General features: G+C 70.3%; 18 protein-coding genes. 12 read left to right on the top strand and 6 right to left on the bottom strand.

Annotated features, from left to right (window positions below):
- Positions 1–42 precede the first annotated feature (42 nt).
- Positions 43–927, bottom strand: a complete 885-nt coding sequence (gene trxA, locus E2F49_RS06050; protein WP_133393002.1) for a thioredoxin — start codon at positions 925–927, stop codon at positions 43–45.
- A 146-nt stretch (positions 928–1,073) separates the two neighbouring features.
- Here trxA and E2F49_RS06045 point away from each other — a divergent pair, with 146 nt between their 5' ends.
- Genes E2F49_RS06045 through E2F49_RS06035 form a run of 3 tightly spaced genes read left to right on the top strand, consistent with a single transcriptional unit; the run spans position 1,074 to position 2,304 of the window.
- Positions 1,074–1,520, top strand: coding sequence for a hypothetical protein (locus E2F49_RS06045; RefSeq protein WP_133393001.1), 447 nt, complete (start codon positions 1,074–1,076; stop codon positions 1,518–1,520).
- Positions 1,517–1,729, top strand: coding sequence for a helix-turn-helix transcriptional regulator (locus E2F49_RS06040; RefSeq protein ID WP_133393000.1), 213 nt, complete (start codon positions 1,517–1,519; stop codon positions 1,727–1,729). Before E2F49_RS06045 ends, E2F49_RS06040 begins: the two co-directional genes overlap by 4 nt.
- A complete protein-coding gene (locus tag E2F49_RS06035; RefSeq protein WP_133392999.1) occupies positions 1,726–2,304 on the top strand; it encodes a DUF998 domain-containing protein in 579 nt (192 codons plus the stop codon). Before E2F49_RS06040 ends, E2F49_RS06035 begins: the two co-directional genes overlap by 4 nt.
- A 139-nt stretch (positions 2,305–2,443) precedes the next feature.
- On the opposite strand, the gene E2F49_RS06030 is transcribed toward E2F49_RS06035, so the two are convergent.
- Positions 2,444–3,763, bottom strand: a complete 1,320-nt coding sequence (locus E2F49_RS06030) for a metal-dependent hydrolase family protein (protein ID WP_133392998.1) — start codon at positions 3,761–3,763, stop codon at positions 2,444–2,446.
- A 59-nt stretch (positions 3,764–3,822) separates the two neighbouring features.
- The gene (locus E2F49_RS06025; protein WP_133392997.1) at positions 3,823–5,535 is read right to left on the bottom strand and encodes a sensor domain-containing diguanylate cyclase; all 1,713 of its coding nucleotides are present in this window, start codon (positions 5,533–5,535) and stop codon (positions 3,823–3,825) included.
- Positions 5,536–5,679: 144 nt separating this feature from the next.
- Between E2F49_RS06025 and leuS the strand changes: the two genes are divergently transcribed.
- From leuS to rlmH, 6 genes are all read left to right on the top strand, one after another.
- Positions 5,680–8,436 (top strand): leucine--tRNA ligase, encoded by a 2,757-nt coding sequence (gene leuS / locus E2F49_RS06020; RefSeq protein ID WP_133392996.1) that lies wholly within the window; start codon positions 5,680–5,682, stop codon positions 8,434–8,436.
- 66 nt (positions 8,437–8,502) lie between these two features.
- The gene (locus E2F49_RS06015; protein ID WP_133392995.1) at positions 8,503–9,030 is read left to right on the top strand and encodes an LPS-assembly lipoprotein LptE; all 528 of its coding nucleotides are present in this window, start codon (positions 8,503–8,505) and stop codon (positions 9,028–9,030) included.
- Positions 9,031–9,055: 25 nt separating this feature from the next.
- Complete coding sequence (gene holA / locus E2F49_RS06010; RefSeq protein ID WP_133392994.1) at positions 9,056–10,102, top strand: DNA polymerase III subunit delta; 1,047 nt, start codon at positions 9,056–9,058, stop codon at positions 10,100–10,102.
- Positions 10,103–10,109: 7 nt separating this feature from the next.
- Positions 10,110–10,772 (top strand): nicotinate-nucleotide adenylyltransferase, encoded by a 663-nt coding sequence (gene nadD, locus E2F49_RS06005; RefSeq protein ID WP_133392993.1) that lies wholly within the window; start codon positions 10,110–10,112, stop codon positions 10,770–10,772.
- Positions 10,773–10,802: 30 nt separating this feature from the next.
- Complete coding sequence (rsfS, locus tag E2F49_RS06000; protein WP_055248905.1) at positions 10,803–11,213, top strand: ribosome silencing factor; 411 nt, start codon at positions 10,803–10,805, stop codon at positions 11,211–11,213.
- 33 nt (positions 11,214–11,246) lie between these two features.
- The gene (gene rlmH, locus E2F49_RS05995) at positions 11,247–11,717 is read left to right on the top strand and encodes a 23S rRNA (pseudouridine(1915)-N(3))-methyltransferase RlmH (RefSeq protein ID WP_133392992.1); all 471 of its coding nucleotides are present in this window, start codon (positions 11,247–11,249) and stop codon (positions 11,715–11,717) included.
- Between the two features lie 163 nt (positions 11,718–11,880).
- Here rlmH and E2F49_RS16545 read toward each other — a convergent pair whose 3' ends face one another.
- The 3 genes from E2F49_RS16545 to E2F49_RS05985 form a co-directional block, all read right to left on the bottom strand.
- Positions 11,881–12,561: an energy transducer TonB gene (locus E2F49_RS16545; protein WP_208004817.1), complete on the bottom strand. Its 681-nt coding sequence runs from the start codon at positions 12,559–12,561 to the stop codon at positions 11,881–11,883.
- Between the two features lie 307 nt (positions 12,562–12,868).
- Positions 12,869–13,045: a hypothetical protein gene (locus E2F49_RS16315; RefSeq protein ID WP_165971122.1), complete on the bottom strand. Its 177-nt coding sequence runs from the start codon at positions 13,043–13,045 to the stop codon at positions 12,869–12,871.
- A 1-nt stretch (position 13,046) separates the two neighbouring features.
- A complete protein-coding gene (locus tag E2F49_RS05985) occupies positions 13,047–13,778 on the bottom strand; it encodes an SIMPL domain-containing protein (protein WP_133392991.1) in 732 nt (243 codons plus the stop codon).
- 120 nt (positions 13,779–13,898) lie between these two features.
- Between E2F49_RS05985 and E2F49_RS05980 the strand changes: the two genes are divergently transcribed.
- From E2F49_RS05980 to E2F49_RS05970, 3 genes are read left to right on the top strand one after another with little or no spacing between them, the layout of a single operon-like run.
- Positions 13,899–14,495, top strand: a complete 597-nt coding sequence (locus tag E2F49_RS05980; RefSeq protein ID WP_133392990.1) for a Maf family protein — start codon at positions 13,899–13,901, stop codon at positions 14,493–14,495.
- A gap of 7 nt (positions 14,496–14,502) precedes the next feature.
- Positions 14,503–16,017, top strand: a complete 1,515-nt coding sequence (gene rng, locus E2F49_RS05975; RefSeq protein WP_133392989.1) for a ribonuclease G — start codon at positions 14,503–14,505, stop codon at positions 16,015–16,017.
- Between the two features lie 12 nt (positions 16,018–16,029).
- A complete protein-coding gene (locus E2F49_RS05970; RefSeq protein ID WP_133392988.1) occupies positions 16,030–19,929 on the top strand; it encodes a YhdP family protein in 3,900 nt (1,299 codons plus the stop codon).
- Positions 19,930–19,955: the final 26 nt, after the last annotated feature.

The following is a 19,955-nucleotide window of genomic DNA, read 5'->3' as shown; positions in this document are numbered from 1 at the left end:
GCCATACGCCGCTGTACGGAAGACGCCGCGCGGCGCCCGCGATCAGAACAGCAGCGAGGCCATCTTCCGGCGGTAGCGGCCGACCAGCGCGGCGTCGTCGACGACGCGGAACGCATCGATCAGTGCCTTGCGTGGCAGGCCGTCCTGGAAATCGCGGTCGCGCGCGAGCATCTCGATGAACTGCTCGAGGCCGGCCTCGGCGTCGCCGCCGACGATGTGGCGCACGCCGAGCTGATGGCGCGCGGTGAGATTCGCCGGATCGGCGGCGATCGCGGCCTGCAGCGCGTCGGCCGGCGGCGCATCGGCCAGCAGGGTGGCGAAGTCGAGGCGGGCGCGCGCCTTGATCGCGCGATCGTCGGTCGCGAGGTTGGCGGGCAGGCCGTCGAGCAGGCCCTCGGCCTCCTTCGCGGCGCCGGTCTGCAGCAGGGCGAGTGCGAGATCGAGACGCAGCTCGCCCTTGTCGGGCTCGGCGGCGACCGCATCGCGCAGACGCGCGACTTCGGCGGTCGGATCCAGTGGCGCCGGCTCGCCATCCTCGATGGCGCCGCCCTCGGCCGGTTCGATGCCGTGACGCTTGAGGAACTCGCGTACCTCGCCTTCCGGCAACGCGCCCGGGAAACCGTCGACCGGCTGACCACCGATCAGCAGGAACACCGTCGGCACCGAGCGGATCTGGAACGCGGCCGCGATCTGCTGTTCCTTGTCGACATCGACCTTGGCCAGCACGAAGGCGCCGTTGTACTCGGCGGCCAGCTTCTCCAGCACCGGCCCCAGCGACTTGCACGGCCCGCACCATTCGGCCCAGAAATCGACCAGCACCGGGCGCTCGAGCGACGCCTGCAGCACCTCGGCCTCGAAGGTCGCGGTGGTCACATCGAAGATGTGGCGGGGAGCATCGGTGGCGGGGGCGGAGCCGTCGAGAAGCATGGGGAGTCCTTGGATGGAGAAGCGCCGTGCGCGATCCAAGCAGATGGCGACGGCGCCGGCAGGATACAACCATGTCAAAAATGTTTGACATCGACTGATCGGGATGTAAACAATCGTTGACCTGATGTCCGGCAAAGGAGACGTTCATGGCGGTCGAGAACACCTGCATCGAGACGCCGGCGTTCGGTGAGCGATATGCGCGCAGTGCCGCAATCGGTGCCGCGTGCCTGGCGATGTGGACGCTCGTGGTGGCGGTGATCGCGCCGAGCCCGTTTCCGCTGATGAGCGTTGCAGGCGTGCTGTTCCTCTCGCACTGGTTCCGGCGCCGGGCCCTGAGCGACGCGCAGCGTCGCCGGGGTGTGCTGGAGGACGAGCGAGACGCGGCATTCCTCGCGTACGGCGATCGCTTATTCCGCTCGACGGCGAGTGTCTGGGCACTCGCCCTGGCGGCGGCGCTTGTCGTACCCGTCGCACGCGAACCGCTCTTGGCCGAACATCTGAGGCTTCCGGGCACCCTGGTGCTCGGCCTGATCGTGGCGAACTTCGCGGGCCATACAGCAACGGCGTTCGCCTATGCCCGGGCGCGCCGATGACCGGCACGCCCATCGCCAACGAGATCCGGCGCCTGCGCTTCGACCACGGCGAGATGACCCAGCAGGCGCTGGCCGATGCCTGCAGCGTGACCCGGCAGACGATCATCGCGCTGGAGGCGGGGCGCTATGCGCCGTCGCTGGAACTGGCGTTCCGGATCGCGCGGACGTTCGGGGTCGGGGTCGAAGACGTGTTCCGGTGGGCAGCATGAGCCGCGTGCGCTTATGGCCCATCGTTGCGGTCGCGCACGCCTGCACGCTGGTGGCATTGCTCGCCTTCACCGTCGCGAACACCTTGCCGATGGCGGCGCCACTGGCATGGTCGGGCGCCGCCGGCATGCAGCGGGCGTGGGTATTCAATCTGCTGGCATGGATCGTACCGGGCGTGTTGCTCGCTTTCGCCGCGCTGCGCCTGCGCGCGACCGCGCCGACGATCGGATTGGTCGCGGGCATCGCCCTGCGTCTGTTTCTGCTGGCCGCGCTGGCGTTTGCGGCGCAAGGGGTATGGCCGCTGGATCCCGGGGCACTTGATGCCGGCGTCAGTCGCCTGCATGCGACTGCGTGGATGGTCTGGTCGATCGCGTTCGCGGCCGGTGCGCTGCTGTCCGGTGTCGCACTGCCTGCGGTGCGATGGCCGGCGCTGCTGATCTGCGCGGCGTGCCTGCTGTCGCCGCTGCTGCACGGGCCGATCGTCGGGCCGCGCGTGGTGCTGGTGGCGTGGTGGGCGTGGACGCTGCTGCTGGCGGTGCGCGTGCCGGGGATCGAAAAGACCCGCTCGCAAGGCTGAGCGAAGACAGAGATTCCGTGTGGGAGCGCGCTCGCGCGCGATTCGACGAGGCATCAGTTGCGCGCTTACGCGAATCGCGAAAGGGCGCTCCCAAAGACTGCCTGTTTCCGCCCGCGGAAGCGGTCCCGGGACCGCGGCCTCAATCGAGCGCTGCAGCCTCGGCCGGCGCGCGATGCACGCGACCGCCCTTCATCACGAAGTCCACGCCCATCACCGCGTTGATGTCGGCGACCGGATCGCCGGGCATCGCGATGATGTCGGCACGCTTGCCGGCTTCGATCACGCCCTGGTCGTCGACGCCGAGCACGGTGGCCGCATGCAGCGTCGCCGACTGCAACGCATACGCCGCCGGGATGCCGGCCTCGACCATGTAGACGAACTCGCGCGCGTTGTCGCCGTGCGGGCCGACGCCCTGGTCGGTGCCGAAGGCGATCGGCACGCCGGCGCGGTAGGCACGCGCGGCGGTGTCCTGGATCTGCGCGCCGATCGTCGCCGCCTTCGGGCGCACGACCTCGGGGAAGTAGCCCGGCTCCTTCGCCTTGTCGGCGACGAAGCGGCCGGCGTAGATCGTCGGCACGTACCAGGTGCCGCGTTGCTTCATCAGCCGCATGACCTCGTCGTCCATGTGCGTGCCGTGCTCGATGCTGGTCACGCCGGCGAGCACCGCACGCTTCATGCCTTCGGTGCCGTGCGCATGCGCGGCCACGCGATAGCCGTAGTCCTTGGCGGTGTCGACGATCGCCTGCACCTCGTCGACGGTGAATTGCGGCGCATCCCCGCTGCGCGCATAGCTCAGCACGCCGCCGGTCGCGGTGATCTTGATGACGTCGCTGCCTTCCTTGTAACGCTGGCGCACGGCCTGGCGGGCATCGTCGATCGAATTGATGACGCCCTCGGTCGGTCCCGGCGGGCCCATCAGGTGCGAGAGCATCGAGTTGTAGCCGTTGCTTGGGTCGGCATGGCCGCCGGTGGTGGCGATGGACTTGCCGGCCGCGAAGATGCGCGGGCCGTCGACCAGCCCCTGGTTGATCGCATCGCGCAGGTGCGGACTGACCTCGCCGCCGAGATCGCGCACGGTGGTGAAGCCGGCCGACAGCGTCTTGTCCGCATAGCCGACCGCGCGGAAGGCGTAGTCCACCGCGTCGAGGCGGAAGCCTTCCGAGTAGCTGGCCGGGCTCGATTGCGAGCCCAGATGCACGTGCAGATCGGTCCAGCCGGGCGAACAGGTGCGGTCCCCGAGCACGATCGATTCGACGCCGTCCTGCAGCTTGGCGCGGCCGGGAATCACCTCGCGGATCAGGCCGTTCTCCACCAGGATCGTGTGCTCGCCGCGGACCTGGCCGCTGCGCGCGTCGAACAGGCGCTCGCAATGCACGGCGGTGGTCTGCGCCAGCACGGTCAGCGGCGCGAACAGCGCGGCGGTGCAGACGAGGAGGGCGGACGGGCGGACACGGCGCATGCGGAAGGCTCCAGGGTGCGGAGCCGCATTGAAGCACGCCCGGCGCAGGGCCGGACGGCTCAGGCGTGGGAGGCGTGCAGCACCCGGTTGCGACCCTCGGCCTTGGCGCGATACAGCGTGGCGTCGGCCATCTGCAACAACACCGCCGGGGTGTCGCCATCGGCCGGATAGGTGGCAATGCCGATCGACATCGTCACCGGGCCGAGCGTCTGGCCCAGGTGCTGCACCGTGGTGCGCTCGACCTCGCGACGGATCTGCTCGGCGCGCGCGCAGGCGCCCGCGGCGTCGAGCTCGGGCATCACGATGGTGAACTCCTCGCCGCCGTAGCGGCAGGGAATGTCCTCCGATCGCACGCCGACTTCCAGCAGTCGACCGACCTGCGAGAGCAGCGCGTCGCCGGCCGCGTGGCCATGGGTGTCGTTGAAGCGCTTGAAATGGTCGACGTCGAGCATCAGCACCGACAGCGGGAGGCCGCGACGCTCGCAACGGGTCAGTTCGCGCGCGAGGTTCTCCTCGAGATAGCGGCGGTTGAACAGGCCGGTCAGCGGGTCGCGCAAGGACTGCGTGCGCAGGGTTTCGCGCAACTGCAGGTTCGCGATCGCCAGGCCCAGCTGTTCGGCCAGCTGGCCCAGCAGTTCGTCGACGGCCTCGCCGTGGTCGAGCGCATCGGTCGCCGCGCTGACGTGGAGCAGGCCGATCTGCGCGCCCTGCGCGCTCAGGGGCAGGCACAGTGCGGTGGTGCCGGGTACGGGCTTGCCCGCATCGATGTGGGCGCAGGCCATCAGCGAGCCGTCCTCGCCGTGGATCTCGTGCGGTTGGCCGCGGCGCAGCGCCCAGCAGTCATTGGCCGACAGGAAGTCGGGGCTGCTGATCAGCGCGTCGCCGAACACCGCGACGCTTTCCTGGAAATCCTGCGAGGCGCGCATCAGGTAGAAGCGGCCGCTGGCGCCGGGGACGAGACGCTGGATGGTCTCGATCGACAGCTGCACGATCTCCTCGAGCGTCTGGCAGCTCTGCAGCAGGCCCGAATACCGGCTCAGCACGTGGCGCTGGTGCGAGAGCCGATCGACCTTGGCCATGCTCAGCGCCATTTCCTGCGCGGCGCCGCGAGCGTCCTGCTCGAGCGCGCGCGCGCGGCGGTTCTCGCGACTCACGCTGACCATCAGCGAGATCAGCAGGGTGACTGACAGCAACATGCCGAGCACGACGATGGCGACCAGGCGGTCGGCATAGGTCGCGCTGCGGGCCTTGCGCGCTTCCAGCAGGCGCTGTTCCTCGCGGCGCATCTCGCTGCCGGTGGCGTCGATCTCGCCCCACTGCCTCAACGTCAGCGCGGCGTCGGTTCCCAGGCGCGCGGCTGCATCGCCCTGCGTCTCCTGGAGGTCGTACAGACGCTGCAATTCGGCCAGGTGCGCGCGAGCGACCTCACGCAGACGTCGGGCGCGCGCGTCCTGGCCTGGATTGTCGCGGATCGCCATCATCAGCTCGCCGGTCGCACGTTCGACCTCCGGGACCGCGGCGAGGTACTGGCTGCGGAACTCCGGATGCGAGGTCAGCCGGTAGGCGCGGGCGCTGGCCTCGGCCCCACGGATCGCACGCTCGACGACCTCGATCCGGTTGATGACCTCGTAGGTGTGTTCGATCCAGGCATTGCTCTGGCGCAGCGTGGTCACGCCGTAGACGCTGGCCACGCCGACGCCGAGCAGCATCGCCACGGCGATGGCGAAGGCGGGGATCCGATAGGTCGACAGGCGGGACCGGGATGCGGGCAAGGGAGCGGACCTGGAGGCGCAGCGGCCGATTCTAGCGCCGGGCTTGCGAAAGACGTGCGTGCAGCGGCGGCAGGAACGTCCCGAATGGCGGCCGGAACGGCGCTGCGGTAGGCTTCCCGGCCGTTCCGCCGCCAGCAGCCTTCCGTGTCCAGCGAACCCGTCGTCGTCGATCCCAACGCCTATCAGCCCACTCCGGTGGAGTCCGACGCCCAGCGGTTCTGGACCGACACGCGCGCCTTCGAGGTCACCGAGCGCGCCGACAAGCCCAAGTACTACTGCCTGTCGATGCTGCCGTATCCGTCGGGTGCGCTGCACATGGGCCACGTGCGCAACTACACGCTCAGCGACGTCATCAGCCGCTATCAGCGCATGATCGGCAAGAACGTGCTGCAGCCGATGGGCTGGGACGCGTTCGGCCTGCCGGCCGAGAACGCGGCGATCAAGAACGCCACCGCGCCGGCCAAGTGGACCTACGCCAACATCGCGCACATGCGCGGCCAGCTGCAGTCGCTGGGCTACGCGATCGACTGGAGCCGCGAATTCGCGACCTGCGCACCGGACTACTACGTCCACGAGCAGCGCATGTTCGTGCGCCTGATGAAGAAGGGCCTGGCGTATCGCCGCAATGCGGTCGTCAACTGGGATCCGGTCGACCAGACCGTGCTCGCCAACGAGCAGGTCATCGACGGGCGCGGCTGGCGCTCGGGCGCGCTGGTGGAAAAGCGCGAGATTCCGCAGTGGTTCCTCAAGATCACCGCCTACGCGCAGGAACTGCTCGACGGCCTGGACACGCTCGATGGCTGGCCCGACTCGGTCAAGACCATGCAGCGCAACTGGATCGGCCGCAGCGAAGGTCTGGAGTTCGCGTTCGACGTGGCCGGCAGCGACGAGACGCTGGCCGTCTACACCACGCGCCCCGACACGCTGATGGGCGTGACCTTCGTCTCCGTCGCCGCCGAGCACCCGCTGGCGATGCGCGCCGCCGAGGGCAATCCCGAGCTTACGGATTTCATCGCCGACCTGCGCCAGGGCGGCGTGTCCGAGGCCGAGCTGGAAACCCAGGTCAAGCGCGGCATGGACACCGGGCTGCGCGCGATCCATCCGGTCACGGGCGACGAGATTCCGGTCTGGGTCGCCAACTTCGTGCTGATGGGCTACGGCACCGGCGCGGTGATGGCCGTGCCCGGCCACGACCAGCGCGACTGGGAATTCGCCAGGGCCTACGGCTTGCCGATCCGGATGGTCGTCGTGCCGACCGACGTGCGCGACGCGCTCGAGGAAATCGGCCGCGACCGCGCGACGCATGCCGACCCGATGCAGTCCGCCCTGGGCGGCGGTGCGTCGCTGGACGTCTACGACACCGCGGCCGCAGTGCAGGTGGTCGAATCCTTCGAGCGCCGCATCGCCGAAGAGGGTGCGTACACCGAGCGAGGCTGGTTGGTGAACTCCGGCGCGTTCGACGGTCTCGATTTCCAGCAGGCGCTCGACGCGCTGGCCGCACGGTTCGAAGGCGAAGGCCGCGGCACGCGCAAGGTCAATTTCCGCCTGCGCGACTGGGGCGTCAGCCGGCAGCGCTACTGGGGCTGCCCGATCCCGGTGATCTACTGCCAGGCCTGCGGCGCGGTGCCGGTGCCCGAGGACCAACTGCCCGTGCTGCTGCCCGAGGACGTCGAGGACGCCTTTGCCAATCCGGGCGTCGTGCAGTCGCCGATCAAGTCGGACCCCGAGTGGCGCAAGACCACGTGTCCGACCTGCGGCGGCGCGGCCGAGCGCGAGACCGACACCTTCGACACCTTCATGGAGTCGAGCTGGTACACCGCGCGCTACACCTCGCCGGGTGCGGCCGACATGGTCGATGCACGCGCCGATTACTGGACGCCGGTCGACCAGTACATCGGTGGCATCGAGCACGCGATCCTGCACCTGCTGTATTTCCGCTTCTACCACCGCCTGATGCGCGACGAAGGCCTGGTGCGCAGCGACGAGCCGGTGATCAACCTGCTGACCCAGGGCATGGTCATCGCTGAGACCTTCTACCGGGAGCTGGACAACGGTGGCAAGGACTGGATCAACCCGGCCGATGTCGAGATCGTCCGCGACGACAAGGGCCGGATCACCGGCGCGACGTCGAAGCTCGACGGCCAGCCGGTGCAGATCGGCGGCACCGAGAAGATGTCCAAGTCCAAGAACAACGGCGTCGATCCGCAGTCGATGATCGCCAAGTACGGCGCCGACACCGTGCGCCTGTTCTCGATGTTCGCAGCCCCGCCGGAGCAGTCGCTGGAATGGAACGAGGCCGGCGTCGAGGGCATGTCGCGCTTCCTGCGCCGGCTGTGGACCCAGGTCCAGAAGCACGTGCAGGGTGGGGCGGTGGGACCGTTCGACATCGCCGCCGCCACGCCCGCGCAGAAGACCCTGCGTCGCCAGCTGCACGAGGCGATCCAGAAGGTCGGCGACGACTATGGCCGTCGCCACAGCTTCAACACCGCGATCGCCGCGGTGATGGAACTGCTCAACCACGTCGGCAAGTTCGACGAGGCCGATGCCAACGCGCGCGCGCTGCGGCAGGAAGCCTTCGAGACCATCACGCTGCTGCTCAACCCGATCACGCCGCATATCAGCCACACCTTGTGGCAGCTGCTGGGGCATGCCGAGACGCTGCTCGAGGACGTGCCGTTCCCGCAGGCCGATGCCGCCGCGCTGGTGCGTGACGCGCTGACCCTCGCGGTCCAGGTCAACGGCAAGCTGCGTGGCACGATCGAGGTCGGCGTGGATCTGCCCAAGGACCAGATCGAGGCAATGGCTCTGGCCGAACCCAACGTCGCCAAGTTCCTCGCCGACCTGACGGTGCGCAAGGTCATCGTCGTGCCGGGCAAGATCGTCAACATCGTCGCCGCCTGAACACGTTGTCGTCGCGCCGACGGCGCGACGCTTGCCGCCCCCATCCGCCTCGTCCAGACTCCGCCCATGCGCATCCTCCGACCGGTCCAGACCTTCGCCATCGTCGTCCTCGTGCTGGCGCTGTCGGCCTGCGGATTCCACCTGCGCAATGCGCTGTCGCTGCCGCCCGATCTCGGTCCGGTCGACGTCGCCTCCAGCGATCCCTACAGCCGTCTGGCCCGTTCGGTCGAACGCGCGTTGGCGGCCGCGGGCGCCGAGCTGGCCGATCCGGACGCGACCGACGTCGCCGTCCTCAACATCCAGTCCGAGCGCTGGGCCGCGCTGCCGGCCAGCCTCGACGCGCAGGGCCGCGCGCAGGAATACACGCTGCGCTATGCGGTGGTGTTCTCGATGCGCGATGCCGACGGCCGGGACATCGTGCCGCAGCAGGCGATCGAGCTGGCCCGCGATTACCTCTCGCCGCCGACCGATTCGATCGGTGCCGATTCGGAGCGCGAACTGCTGTCGCGCGAACTCGAGCGCGAGATGACCGCGTCGATCATCCGTCGCATCGACGCGGTGTTCCGCAATCCGCAGGAACGCGCGCGCCAGTGATCCCGGCGATGCACGCGCGCCCTGCATGGAACTGACCCCCGAACGCCTGCCCGCGCAACTCGCGCGCGAGCCGCTGCGTCCGGCCTACCTGATCGCCGGTCCCGAAACGCTGCGCGTGCTCGAGGCCGCCGACGCGGTGCGCACTGCCGCGCGCGCGCAGGGCGTGTCGGAGCGCGAAGTCTTCGAGCCCGAAGGCCGCGACATCGACTGGAACGCGGTCGAGGCCACGTTCCGCGCACCGAGCCTGTTCGCGTCGAAGCGCCTGGTCGAGATCCGCCTGCCGACGACCAAGCCCGGCAAGGACGGCGCTGCGGTCATCAGCGGTTTCTGCGCCGATCCGCCGCCCGACATCACCCTGCTGGTCACCGGCGGCGAATGGAGCCGCCAGCACGGCGGCAAGTGGAGCGAGGCGATCACCGGCATCGGCCATCTAGTCGTCGCCTGGCAGGTCAAGCCGCACGAACTCGAAGGCTGGATCGACGCGCGCCTGCGCAGCCGCAACCTGCTCGCCGACCGCAGCGCGGTGCAGCAGCTCGCCGAGCGTGTCGACGGCAATCTGCTGGCCGCGGCGCAGGAGGTCGACAAGCTGGCCCTGCTGGCCGACGGCAGCACGCTCGATGGCGAACGCATGCAGGCGCTGGTCGCCGATGCCGCGCGCTTCGACGTGTTCCGCCTGCTCGATGCCACGCTCAACGGCCAGCCGGCGCAGGTCGTGCGCATGCTCGCCGGACTGCGCGCCGAGGGCGCGGCGATTCCGGCGCTGATGGGCATGGTGGTCATGGAACTCTCGCGCGCCGCGCAGCTGGCGCAGGTGCAAGCGCGCGGCGGCAACATGGCCAACGAATTCAAGGCGCAGCGCATCTGGGATGCGCGCCAGGCCGGCTATCGCCGCGCACTGCAGCGCCATCCCGAGACGCGCTGGGTCCGCTTCGTCGCCGAAGCCGGGCGCGTGGACCGCATCGCCAAGGGACGCGGCCGCTGGGGCACCGATCCGGTCGACGGCTGGCTCGCGCTGGAGCGGCTGCTGGTCGCGGTGGCCGACGCGCGCGCGGGCGCACTGCTCGCGGCCTGAGCCGGCGATGCCGCTGCATCTCGTCTACGGCGGCACCTTCGATCCGATCCACCTCGGGCATCTCGCCATCGCGCGGGCAGCCCGCGCCCGTCTCGACTGCACGGTCCGGTTCATGCCGGCCGGTGATCCCCCGCATCGGGCGCCGCCTGGCGCGGGCGGCGAGGATCGCGCGGCGATGGTCGCGCTGGCGATCGCACACGAACCGGGCTTTCTGCTGGATCGACGCGAACTCGAACGCAACGGCCGCAGCTACACCGTCGACACGCTGGCCGAACTCCGCGCGGAACTGGGGCCGTCGCAGCCGCTGGCCTGGCTGGTGGGCGCCGACAGCCTGCTCGGCCTGCCGGGCTGGCACCGCGCGCAGGCGCTGCTGACGCTTGCCCATCTGGTCGTGGCGGACCGTCCCGGCAGCCCCATCGACGCGTCTGCGTTGCCCGAACCGCTCGCGCGCATGCTCGAAGGCCGCTGGACCGACGATGCCGGCCGGCTGCACGCCGCGCCTGCCGGGCACCTGCTGCGGCTGCACCAGCCCTTGCATCCGGCCTCGGCGACCGGTGTCCGCGCGCGGCTCGCCGCAAGCGATCCCGCCCTCGATCTTCTGCCGGCGGACGTGGCCGCATTCATCGAGGAGAAGGGGCTCTACCGGCCGGCGCCGACGGCTCCGCTATAATTTCCGCCGAACTTTCCGAGTCCCGCACCCTTGTCCAATCCCGCACACGTCATCAAGACCCGTCTTCCCGAGCCGCCGCCGTCCGCGGACGCGCTGCTCCAGATCGCCCGCACCGCCGTCGCCGAGATCAAGGCCGTCGACGTCATCGACATCGACGTGCGTGGCCGCAGCAGCGTCTGCGACTTCATGGTCATCGCCTCGGGGACGTCGAGCCGTCATGTGAAGTCGATCGCCGACGAAGTCGTCAAGCATGCCAAGCAGCTCGGCTGCCAGCCGCTGGGCGTCGAGGGCGAGCGCGAAGCGGAGTGGGTGCTGGTCGATCTGGGCGACGTCATCGTCCACGTCATGCTGCCGCGCGTGCGCGAGTTCTATGCGCTCGAGCGCCTGTGGACCGTCGGCGACCAGCCGCCGGGCGAGGACCGCGGTCCGCGCGGTGCCTGATCGCGGCGCGCCGCCGCGCATCGGCGTGACGGCATGAAGGCGAAACTCGTTGCTGTCGGCGAACGCGCACCCGCCTGGGTCGCGGACGGATTCGCCGAGTACCGCAAGCGGCTGTCGCACTGGCTGCCGCTGGATCTGATCGAAGTCGAACCCGGCCTGCGCGGCAAGGGCCGCGACACCGTGCGTGCGATGTCAGACGAAGGCGCGCGCGTGCTCGGCGCGGTGCCGCGCGACGCGCTGGTCGTCGCGCTCGACGGCCGTGGCCGGCTGCATTCCTCGGAAGATCTCGCCCAGCGCCTCGAGCACTGGCGCATGCAGGGGCGAGATCTGGCGTTCCTGATCGGCGGTCCGGAAGGGCATGCGCCCGACGTGCTGGCGCGCGCCGACGAGCGCTGGTCGCTCGGCCCGCTGACGTTGCCGCACATGCTGGTGCGGCTGGTGCTCGCCGAACAGCTCTACCGCGCCGCGGCGATGCTGGCGAATCACCCGTATCACCGGGCGTAACTGACGACATCTATCGGCCGCCTGTGGGAGCGCGTTCGCGCGCGATTCCGGTCGTCCAGCTGCCGACGCACCCTTGGGATCGCGCGCAAGCGCGCTCCCACAGGCATCTTCGTACACGCAACCCGCCATCCCGGACATCGGGATGACGGGTGCGCGACGCCCCTCAGCCCTTCGACAGATTGAACGCGATCGGCACCAGTCCGATCGCCTCCACGGCTATCCCGTTGCGCATGGCGGGCTGGAAGGTCCACATCCGCTGCACATGGCGCAAGGCGGCGCGATCGAGGTCGCGGTTGCCGCTGCTGCGGTGGATGCGCACATCCATCGGACGGCCATCGGTGCCCACGTGGACTTCCAGCAGGACCACGCCCTCGGCGCCTGCGGTCAATGCCGCGCGCGGATAGTCCGGCGCAGGGGCATTCGCGTATTGCAGGGCAACGCCCGACATCGGCGTGGTGTCGATGGTCGGCATCGCCACCTCGACCGGCGGGCCCTCGAACGCGGGCAGCGCGGGCAGGGTGCCGCCGTCGACGACGACCGCAGCATCGACAGGCGCCGTGGGTGGCGTCGCCGGCCGCGGCACCGCAGGTGTCGGCACCGAAGGCGGCTGCACGATCTCGACCCGCTCGGGCGGACGCGGCGGCTGCGGCGGGGGCGGGGTGATCCACTGGAACTCCTGCTTGCGCTCGGGCAGGGCGCGGTCGATCACGTCCTGCGTCGCCGGCACCAGCAGCACCATGAACAGCATCGCATTGAGGGCGAGGGTGCCACTCAGGCCGACGATGCGCACGGCATCGGGACGGGGCGGCGCGTGGCGCGTCGTCGTGGGAATCGATCCGCGCATGCGGGGACCAGCGGGCTGCAGCACCATGCACCACCTCCTCATCGTCGGACCGGACGGCCCGTGGAAGCGTCAACGCGGCAGCGGGGGCGATGGGGTCGACCTGTCGCGCCGGCGCATCGTTCGCTTCGAAGCTGCGCCGGTCGGTCCATCGGGACAAGCCCATGCCGACGAACGGAAGTCTGTGCGGGACTGGCGGCGCGCGTACGGGCCCGACGTTCGCGCGCATGCGGTTGCGCGCGATGCCGATGTGCGCATACGACAGGGCCCGCGCATGGCGGGCCCTGTCGATGCAAGCGGCGCTGTGAGATCAACGCTCCGGCATGTTTTCCGCGTCGCGGTCCAGACCGCCGTCGTCCGGATTCTCGGTGTCCTGGGTATCGGCCGGCTGGTGGGCATCGCCCTTGTCGGTCGGGTTCTTCTCCGAATAGCCGGGGTTCTGGCCCGGCTTGACCGGCGGTTCGGGGGTGGTCCTGTTCTGGCTCATGTCAGCGTCCCAGTTCGAAAACGACGTCGAGGTTGGCGGTGAGCGTGGACTCACCAGGCGAGATGGACGTGTCGGCGCTCTCGGCCATCGCGCGCATCGCCATCATCGGGCGCGGCGGTGCCTGGAAGCCGCCACCTTCGCTGATGCTGACGATGCGGCGTACGCGCATGCCCAGCGAGTTCGCGTAGACCTCCGCCCGCGCCTGCGCCTTCTTCAGCGCCGCGGCGCGCGCTTGGTCCTGCACCGCATCGGCGTCGTCGATCTCGAAGGTCGGGCCGTTGATCTGGTTGGCGCCGCTGGCGACCAGGGCGTCGAGCACCTGCCCCAGCTTGCCGATGTCGCGCACCTTGAGGTTGACCGTGTTGCTGGCCTGGTAGCCGGTGATCGCCGGCGGCTGGTTCTCGGCGTAGCGGTATTGCGGGCTGAGGTTGACGCCCGAGGTCTGCACGTCGCGCTCGGCGATGCCGGCGGCCTTGATCGCCTGCATCAGCTTGGCCATCTGCTCGGCATTGGCGCGCATGGCCGCATTCGCATCCGCCGCCTGGGTCACCACGCCGGTCGACATGGTGGCGATGTCGGGCGCACGGCTGGCCTCCGCCTGGGCCGAGATCGACAGCAGGGTGCCGTCGCTGGGGGCGGTCTGGTGGGTGGTGTCCTGCGCGCTGGCGGTCATCGTCAGGGTTCCGAGGGCAAGGCCGCAGGCGAGCAGCAGGGGGCGGGGGATCAGGCGCATGAAGAGCTCCGGGGTAGGCGACCAAGGGTCGGGACGATCCGGTGAACGGGCCGTGAGCCGGACCGGGGTCGATGCGATTCAGCGGGCGGTCGGACAGGGCCCGCGCGGTATCCTTGGCCCATGCTGCATCTGGCTTCGCAATCCCCCCGCCGTCGCGATCTTCTGGCCCGTCTCGGACTGCCCTTCGGGCGGGTCGATGTCGACGTGCCCGAGGTCCGCGGCGTGGACGAACCGGCCGCCGATTACGTCCTGCGCGTGGCCGGCGACAAGGCGCGCGCGGGCTTCGACGCGCTGGGTCGCGATGACGCCGTGGTACTCGGCGCGGATACCGAAGTGGTGCTCGACGGCGAGGTCTTCGGCAAGCCACGCGACGCGGCCGATGCGGCCGCGATGCTGCAGCGACTGTCGGAGCGTACGCACCAGGTGATCTCGGCCGTGGTGCTCGTTGGCGCCGGTCGTCAGGTGCATGACGTCGTCGTTACCGACGTCACGTTCGACACGCTCGACGAGGCCACGATCGCGGCCTACGTCGCCAGCGGCGAACCGCATGGCAAGGCCGGCGCCTATGCGATCCAGGGCGGCGCAGAGTTGTTCGTCACCCGCATGGCCGGCAGTCATTCGGCCGTGGTCGGCCTGCCCCTGCAACAGACGGCCGCGCTGCTGCGATCGTTCGGACTGGACCCGCGGCCCTTCGCCGCCCTCGACGCTGGAGCCTGACCCCCGCATGTCCGAAGAGATTCTCATCAACGTGACCCCGCGCGAGACGCGCGTGGCGGTGGTCGAGAACGGCATGCTGCAGGAGTTGCACATCGAGCGCGGCTGGCGCCGTGGCGTGGTCGGCAACATCTACAAGGGCAAAGTGCAGCGGGTCATGCCGGGCATGCAGGCCGCGTTCGTGGACATCGGCCTGGAGCGCGCGGCGTTTCTGCACGCCAACGACGTCATGCGCGCACCCCAACCCGAAGGCGATGCGAACGGTGAGCATCCGCTCGGCCAGGCCGCACCGACGTTGCCGGTCACCGAACTACTGCGCGACGGTCAGGAGATCGTGGTGCAGGTGGTCAAGGACCCGATCGGCAGCAAGGGCGCGCGCCTGACTACGCAGATCAGCATTCCCTCGCGTTACCTCGTGCTGCTGCCGCAGTCGCGCGTGGTCGGCGTATCGGCGCGCATCGAGGACGACGTCGAACGCACGCGTCTGAAGACGCTGGTCTCCGAACTGTCCGCCGCGACCGGTGGTCACGGCTACATCGTGCGCACCAATGCCGAAGGCCAGAGTGCCGAGGCGCTCGCCGAGGACATCGCGTATCTGCAGCGCGCCTGGGCGCTGATCGAACACACCACCACCGATGCGCGCGTGGGCGTGCGCGTCTACGAGGACCTGACGCTGCCGATGCGCGCGGTCCGCGACCTGATGCGCCGCGACGTCGACAAGGTCAAGGTCGACTCACGCGACACCTACGAGAAGCTCTGCATCTTCGCCGCGCAGTATCTGCCCGCGCCCGGTCCGGCGGAGCAGGCGCGTCTGGTCGACCGCATCGAGTGCTACACGGGCACGCGGCCGATCTTCGATCTGTACGGCGTCGAGGACGAGATCGCCCGCGCGCTCAACAAGGAGGTGCCGCTGAAGTCCGGCGGCTATCTGGTCATCGACCAGACCGAGGCGATGACCACGGTCGACGTCAACACCGGTTCGTTCCTGGGCCAGCGCAATCTCGAGGAGACGGTGTTCCGCACCAATCTCGAAGCCGCGCAGGCGGTCGCGCGGCAGCTGCGGCTGCGCAATCTGGGCGGCATCATCATCATCGACTTCATCGACATGGTGGACGCCGAGCACAAGCGCCAAGTGCTGCGCACGCTGGAGAAGTCGCTGTCCAAGGACCACGCCAAGACCACGGTCTATGACTTCTCGCCGCTGGGCCTGGTCGAGATGACCCGCAAGCGCACGGTGGAAAGTCTCGAGCGCCAGCTCGGCGAAGCCTGCGGCGCCTGCGGCGGCCGCGGCATCGTCAAGACCGTCGAGACCGTGACCTACGAGATCTTCCGCGAGATCGTGCGCGCGGTGCGCCAGTTCGAGGCCGAGCGGCTGCTGGTGATCGCTTCGCCGAAGGTGGTCTCGACGATCACCGACGAGGAATCGGCGGCGGTCGTCGAACTCGAGGAATTCCTGGGCAAGTCGATCCGCTTCCAGTCCGACGAGCAGTATCTGCAGGAGCAGTTTGACGTTGTCCTGCTCTGAGGCCCATCTGCCATGCGCCGCGCGGCGACGCCCGTGACCGCGGCCTGGGCCGCGCGTCTGCGGCGCGCGCACGCGGGCGTCTGGTATCTCGCGCTGGCGGTGCTGGTGACGATGGCGCTGGTCGCCGTCGTCGTGGCGCAATTCGCGCTGCCGTGGCTGGAGCGCAATCCGCAGACCGTCGCGACGTGGCTGAGCGAGCGTGCCGGCCGACCGGTCGCGTTCGACACGCTCGATGCCGACTGGACCCGCCGCGGCCCGTTGCTGCGCGTGACCGGTCTGCGCATCGGCGACCCGGCGACCGCGGTGCCGATCGGCGAGGCCGAAATCCAGGTCGCGCAGTATTCGGGCCTGCTGCCAGGACGTTCGCTGACCGAGCTGCGGCTGCGCGGCATCGAACTGACGCTGCAGCGCAGCGACGACGGCCGCTGGCAGGTGCGCGGCCTGCCGGGCGCCCGCCAGGACGAGGGCGATCCGCTGGATGCGCTGCAGGGCCTGGGCGAGCTGCAGGTGGTCGATGCGAAGCTGACGATCGACGCGCCGTCGCTGTCGATCGCGCACACGTTGCCGCGCGTGGACGTGCGCATGCAGGTCGACCGGCGCCGCGTGCGTGCGGCGGCGCGGGCCTGGATCGAAACCGGCGGCACGCCGCTGGATCTGCGGCTCGACCTGCTGCGCGCGCACGGCGACGGCCGCGCCTACGTCGCGATGCCGCGCAACGATCTGCAGGTCTGGTCGCCCCTGCTGGCGCCGAGTGGCGTCGCGATCGGCGAGGGTCACGGCCGCGTCGCGGCGTGGATCGATCTCAAAGCGCGTCGCGTCGAAGCGGTGACCGCCGACCTCACCGTTGATGCGCTGTCGCTGCGCCGCGCCGCCGACGTCGCGCGCGGCGCGGCCGATGTGCCCACCGTCGTCTTCGACGGCGTACGCGCGCGGGCGCGCTGGGAACACGTGGACGGAGACTGGCGTCTCGACGCGCCGACGCTGCGTATCGTCCAGCAGGGGCGCGAGCAGGTGCTCGATGGTCTCGTCGTCGCCGGCGGCCGCCAGTGGGCGATGCACGCGGACCGTGTCGAAGTCGGGCCGCTGATCGCCCTGGCCGCGCTGGGCGACGGTATCGGTCCGTCGACACGTGCCTGGCTGCAGGCCGCGGCGCCACACGCGGTGCTGTCGGATGTCGCGTTCGCTGCGCGCCCCGGCGGCCCGCTGCGTGTGTCGGCGCGCATCGAGGACCTGGGCTTCGACCCCGTCGGCGAGACGCCCGGCCTGCACGGGTTCGGCGGCACCCTGCTGGGCGATGGCGCCGGCGTCGTGTTCCGGCCCGATCCCACCGCGCGGGCCGTGTTCGACTGGCCGGCCGGCTTCGGCGTGCCGCATCCGTTGCGCCTCGAGGGCGAGATCGCCGGCTGGCGCGAGGGCGCGGGCTGGCGCATCGAGACACCGGCGCTGCGCGTCGAGGGCGAGGGCTATGCGACCGACGCGCGCGGCGGCCTGTCCTTCGAGGGTGACGGCTCGCGGCCGCGTCTCGACCTTGCCGCCGACGTCGACGCGGCGCAGATTCCGGTCGCGAAGAAGTTCTGGGTGCGCCACCAGATGCCGGCGGTCGCGCGCGAATGGCTGGACATGGCGCTGGCCGCGGGCACCGTGCGCAACGGCCGCGGCATCGTCGCCGGCGATCTCGACGACTGGCCGTTCGGTCCGAAGGACGGCAAGGACCGCCGCGGCGTGTTCTTCGCCGAGGGCGACATCGAGGACGCGACGATCCGCTTCAACGAAGAGTGGCCTGCGTTGACGCAGCTCAACGGCCACGTGCGGTTCGTCAATGCCGGGTTCCAGCTCGACCCCTCGACCGGCGATCTGGTGGGCGTGCCGGTGCGCGATGTGACGGCGGGCATGGCGGATTACGCGCACAGTCCGGTGGTCGTGCAGGCCGCCGCCAATGCCGACGCGAAGCAGTTGCTGGCCATGATGCGGCAGAGCCCGTTCCAGGCCGACCAGAAGGAGACGCTGGACGCACTCGATGTCAGCGGCCCGGCGCAGGTCGCGCTGTCGCTGGCCGTGCCGCATGGCGCGCCGATGCACCTCGACGGCAGTGTGGCGCTGGAGGGCGTGGCGATGCGCGAATCGCGCTTCGATCTCGCTTTCGACGCGGTGCGTGGACGCGTGGCGTTCAACCAGTCCGGGTTCAACGCCGGCGCGCTGGCCGCGCAGTTGGACGGGCAGCCCGGCACGCTTGCACTGCGGGCCGGTCCCGGCCACGTGCGCCACGCGGCCAATGCCTTCGAGGGCGACCTCGACATGCCCTTCGAAGCCGAGGCGCTGCTGGCGCGTGCGCCCGATCTGGCGTGGCTGCGGCCGCATGTCGGCGGCCGTGCGCCGTGGCGTGTGGAAGTCGCCGTGCCGGCGGCCCAGCGCGAAGGTATGCCCGCGGCGCATCTGCTGCTGCGGTCGGATCTGGTCGGCACCACGCTGCGGCTGCCGGCACCGCTGGCCAAGCGCGCCGCTGCACCGTTGCGGACGACCATCGAAGCGCCGCTGCCGTTCGGCACCGGCGATGTGCTGGTGGGGTTCGGCGATCGCCTCGCCGTGCGCGCGCGCACCAGCGGGCCGCGCGCGGGCATCCGGGTCGGCATGGGCCAGGCGCGCGTCGACGAGGCGGCACCGGCGTCGGGCATCGTCGTCGGCGGTCGCACGCCGGTCGTCGACGTCATCGACTGGGTCGGTCTGATGGACGGTGGCGACGGCGACGGGCCGATGCTGCAGCAGGTCGACGTGACCACGGCCGACCTGCGTCTGGCAGGCGGACGGCTCGGCCAGACGCGCATCGTCGCGCGGCGCGGCGATGCGGCAACCGAACTGCGGCTCGACGGCGCGTCCCTGGCCGGCGATGTGCGCATTCCGGATGCGAACGGCGCGCCGGTCGCGATCACCCTGCAGCGCCTGCACTGGCCCGCGCCTGTGCCCAGGCCGGCCGCGACGGCGCAGACCGCGCCAGCGGCGCCGGCCATTGCCGGCATACCGGCCGCGACGCCGCGCGATGACGCGTTCGATCCCGCCGCGGTGCCGCCGATCCAGCTGGCCATCGACGACCTGCGTTACGGCGATCTGCAGCTCGGCCGTGTCGATGCGCGCTCGCGGCGCGTGCCGGGCGGGCTGGCGGTCGAACAGCTGCAACTGCGCGCGAAGGAACACCGCATCGACGTGACCGGCCGCTGGACCGGACGCGGCGCGCGTGCGCGCACCGCGTTCGAGGCCGACGTCGAGAGCGAGGATTTCGGACGTCTCGCGTCCGGGCTCGGCTTCGCCGGCAGCATCGTCGGCGGGCAGGGTCGGGTGGATTTCGACGCGGGCTGGCCGGGTGCGCCGAACGCGTTCCAGGTCGCGCAGCTGGAAGGGTCAATGCGCATCGCACTGCGCGACGGCCAACTTGTCGAAGTGGAACCGGGCGCGGGCCGCGTGCTCGGCCTGCTGAGCGTGGCCGAGCTGCCGCGCCGGCTGATGCTCGATTTCCGCGACTTCTTCAGCAAGGGCTTCGGGTTCAACCGCATCGCCGGCGACATCCGCTTCGGCAATGGCGTGGCGCGCGGCGAGAACCTCGTCATCGACGGGCCGGCGGCCGAGATCCGCATCCGCGGCAGCGCCGATCTGGCGGCGAAGACGCACGACCAGAACATCGAGGTGCTGCCCAAGACCGGCAATCTGCTGCCGGCCGTGGGCGCGTTGACCGCAGGGCCGGTCGGTGCGGCGGTCGGTGCGGTCGCCAATGCCGTGCTGCGCAAGCCGCTGGCGGAGATGGGCGCGCGCAACTACCACGTCAGTGGACCGTGGCAGGACCCCAAGGTCGAAGTGGTCGAGCGTCGCGAGGCCGCGCAGCAGGCGCCGGCGCCGGCAAGCCGGCCGCAGTCCGCGAACTGAAAGCCCGGGCAGGGTGGGCCCGGGTT

It is taken from the genome of Luteimonas terrae (assembly GCF_004358165.1).
GTDB classification, from domain to species: Bacteria; Pseudomonadota; Gammaproteobacteria; order Xanthomonadales; family Xanthomonadaceae; genus Luteimonas; species Luteimonas terrae.
This window is presented reverse-complemented; position numbering and strand designations above follow the sequence as displayed.

Excerpts from the sequence above, each read along its gene's own strand:
- E2F49_RS06040 (WP_133393000.1), top strand. The coding sequence starts at position 1,517 with ATGACCGGCACGCCCATCGCCAACGAGATCCGGCGCCTGCGCTTCGAC.
- E2F49_RS06045 (WP_133393001.1), top strand. The coding sequence starts at position 1,074 with ATGGCGGTCGAGAACACCTGCATCGAGACGCCGGCGTTCGGTGAGCGA.
- E2F49_RS05970 (WP_133392988.1), top strand. The coding sequence starts at position 16,030 with ATGCGCCGCGCGGCGACGCCCGTGACCGCGGCCTGGGCCGCGCGTCTG.
- E2F49_RS06015 (WP_133392995.1), top strand. The coding sequence starts at position 8,503 with ATGCGCATCCTCCGACCGGTCCAGACCTTCGCCATCGTCGTCCTCGTG.
- E2F49_RS06030 (WP_133392998.1), bottom strand. The coding sequence starts at position 3,763 with ATGCGCCGTGTCCGCCCGTCCGCCCTCCTCGTCTGCACCGCCGCGCTG.
- E2F49_RS05985 (WP_133392991.1), bottom strand. The coding sequence starts at position 13,778 with ATGCGCCTGATCCCCCGCCCCCTGCTGCTCGCCTGCGGCCTTGCCCTC.
- rlmH (WP_133392992.1), top strand. The coding sequence starts at position 11,247 with ATGAAGGCGAAACTCGTTGCTGTCGGCGAACGCGCACCCGCCTGGGTC.
- E2F49_RS16545 (WP_208004817.1), bottom strand. The coding sequence starts at position 12,561 with ATGCGCGGATCGATTCCCACGACGACGCGCCACGCGCCGCCCCGTCCC.
- E2F49_RS16315 (WP_165971122.1), bottom strand. The coding sequence starts at position 13,045 with ATGAGCCAGAACAGGACCACCCCCGAACCGCCGGTCAAGCCGGGCCAG.
- E2F49_RS06035 (WP_133392999.1), top strand. The coding sequence starts at position 1,726 with ATGAGCCGCGTGCGCTTATGGCCCATCGTTGCGGTCGCGCACGCCTGC.
- holA (WP_133392994.1), top strand. The coding sequence starts at position 9,056 with ATGGAACTGACCCCCGAACGCCTGCCCGCGCAACTCGCGCGCGAGCCG.
- rng (WP_133392989.1), top strand. The coding sequence starts at position 14,503 with ATGTCCGAAGAGATTCTCATCAACGTGACCCCGCGCGAGACGCGCGTG.
- E2F49_RS05980 (WP_133392990.1), top strand. The coding sequence starts at position 13,899 with ATGCTGCATCTGGCTTCGCAATCCCCCCGCCGTCGCGATCTTCTGGCC.
- trxA (WP_133393002.1), bottom strand. The coding sequence starts at position 927 with ATGCTTCTCGACGGCTCCGCCCCCGCCACCGATGCTCCCCGCCACATC.
- nadD (WP_133392993.1), top strand. The coding sequence starts at position 10,110 with ATGCCGCTGCATCTCGTCTACGGCGGCACCTTCGATCCGATCCACCTC.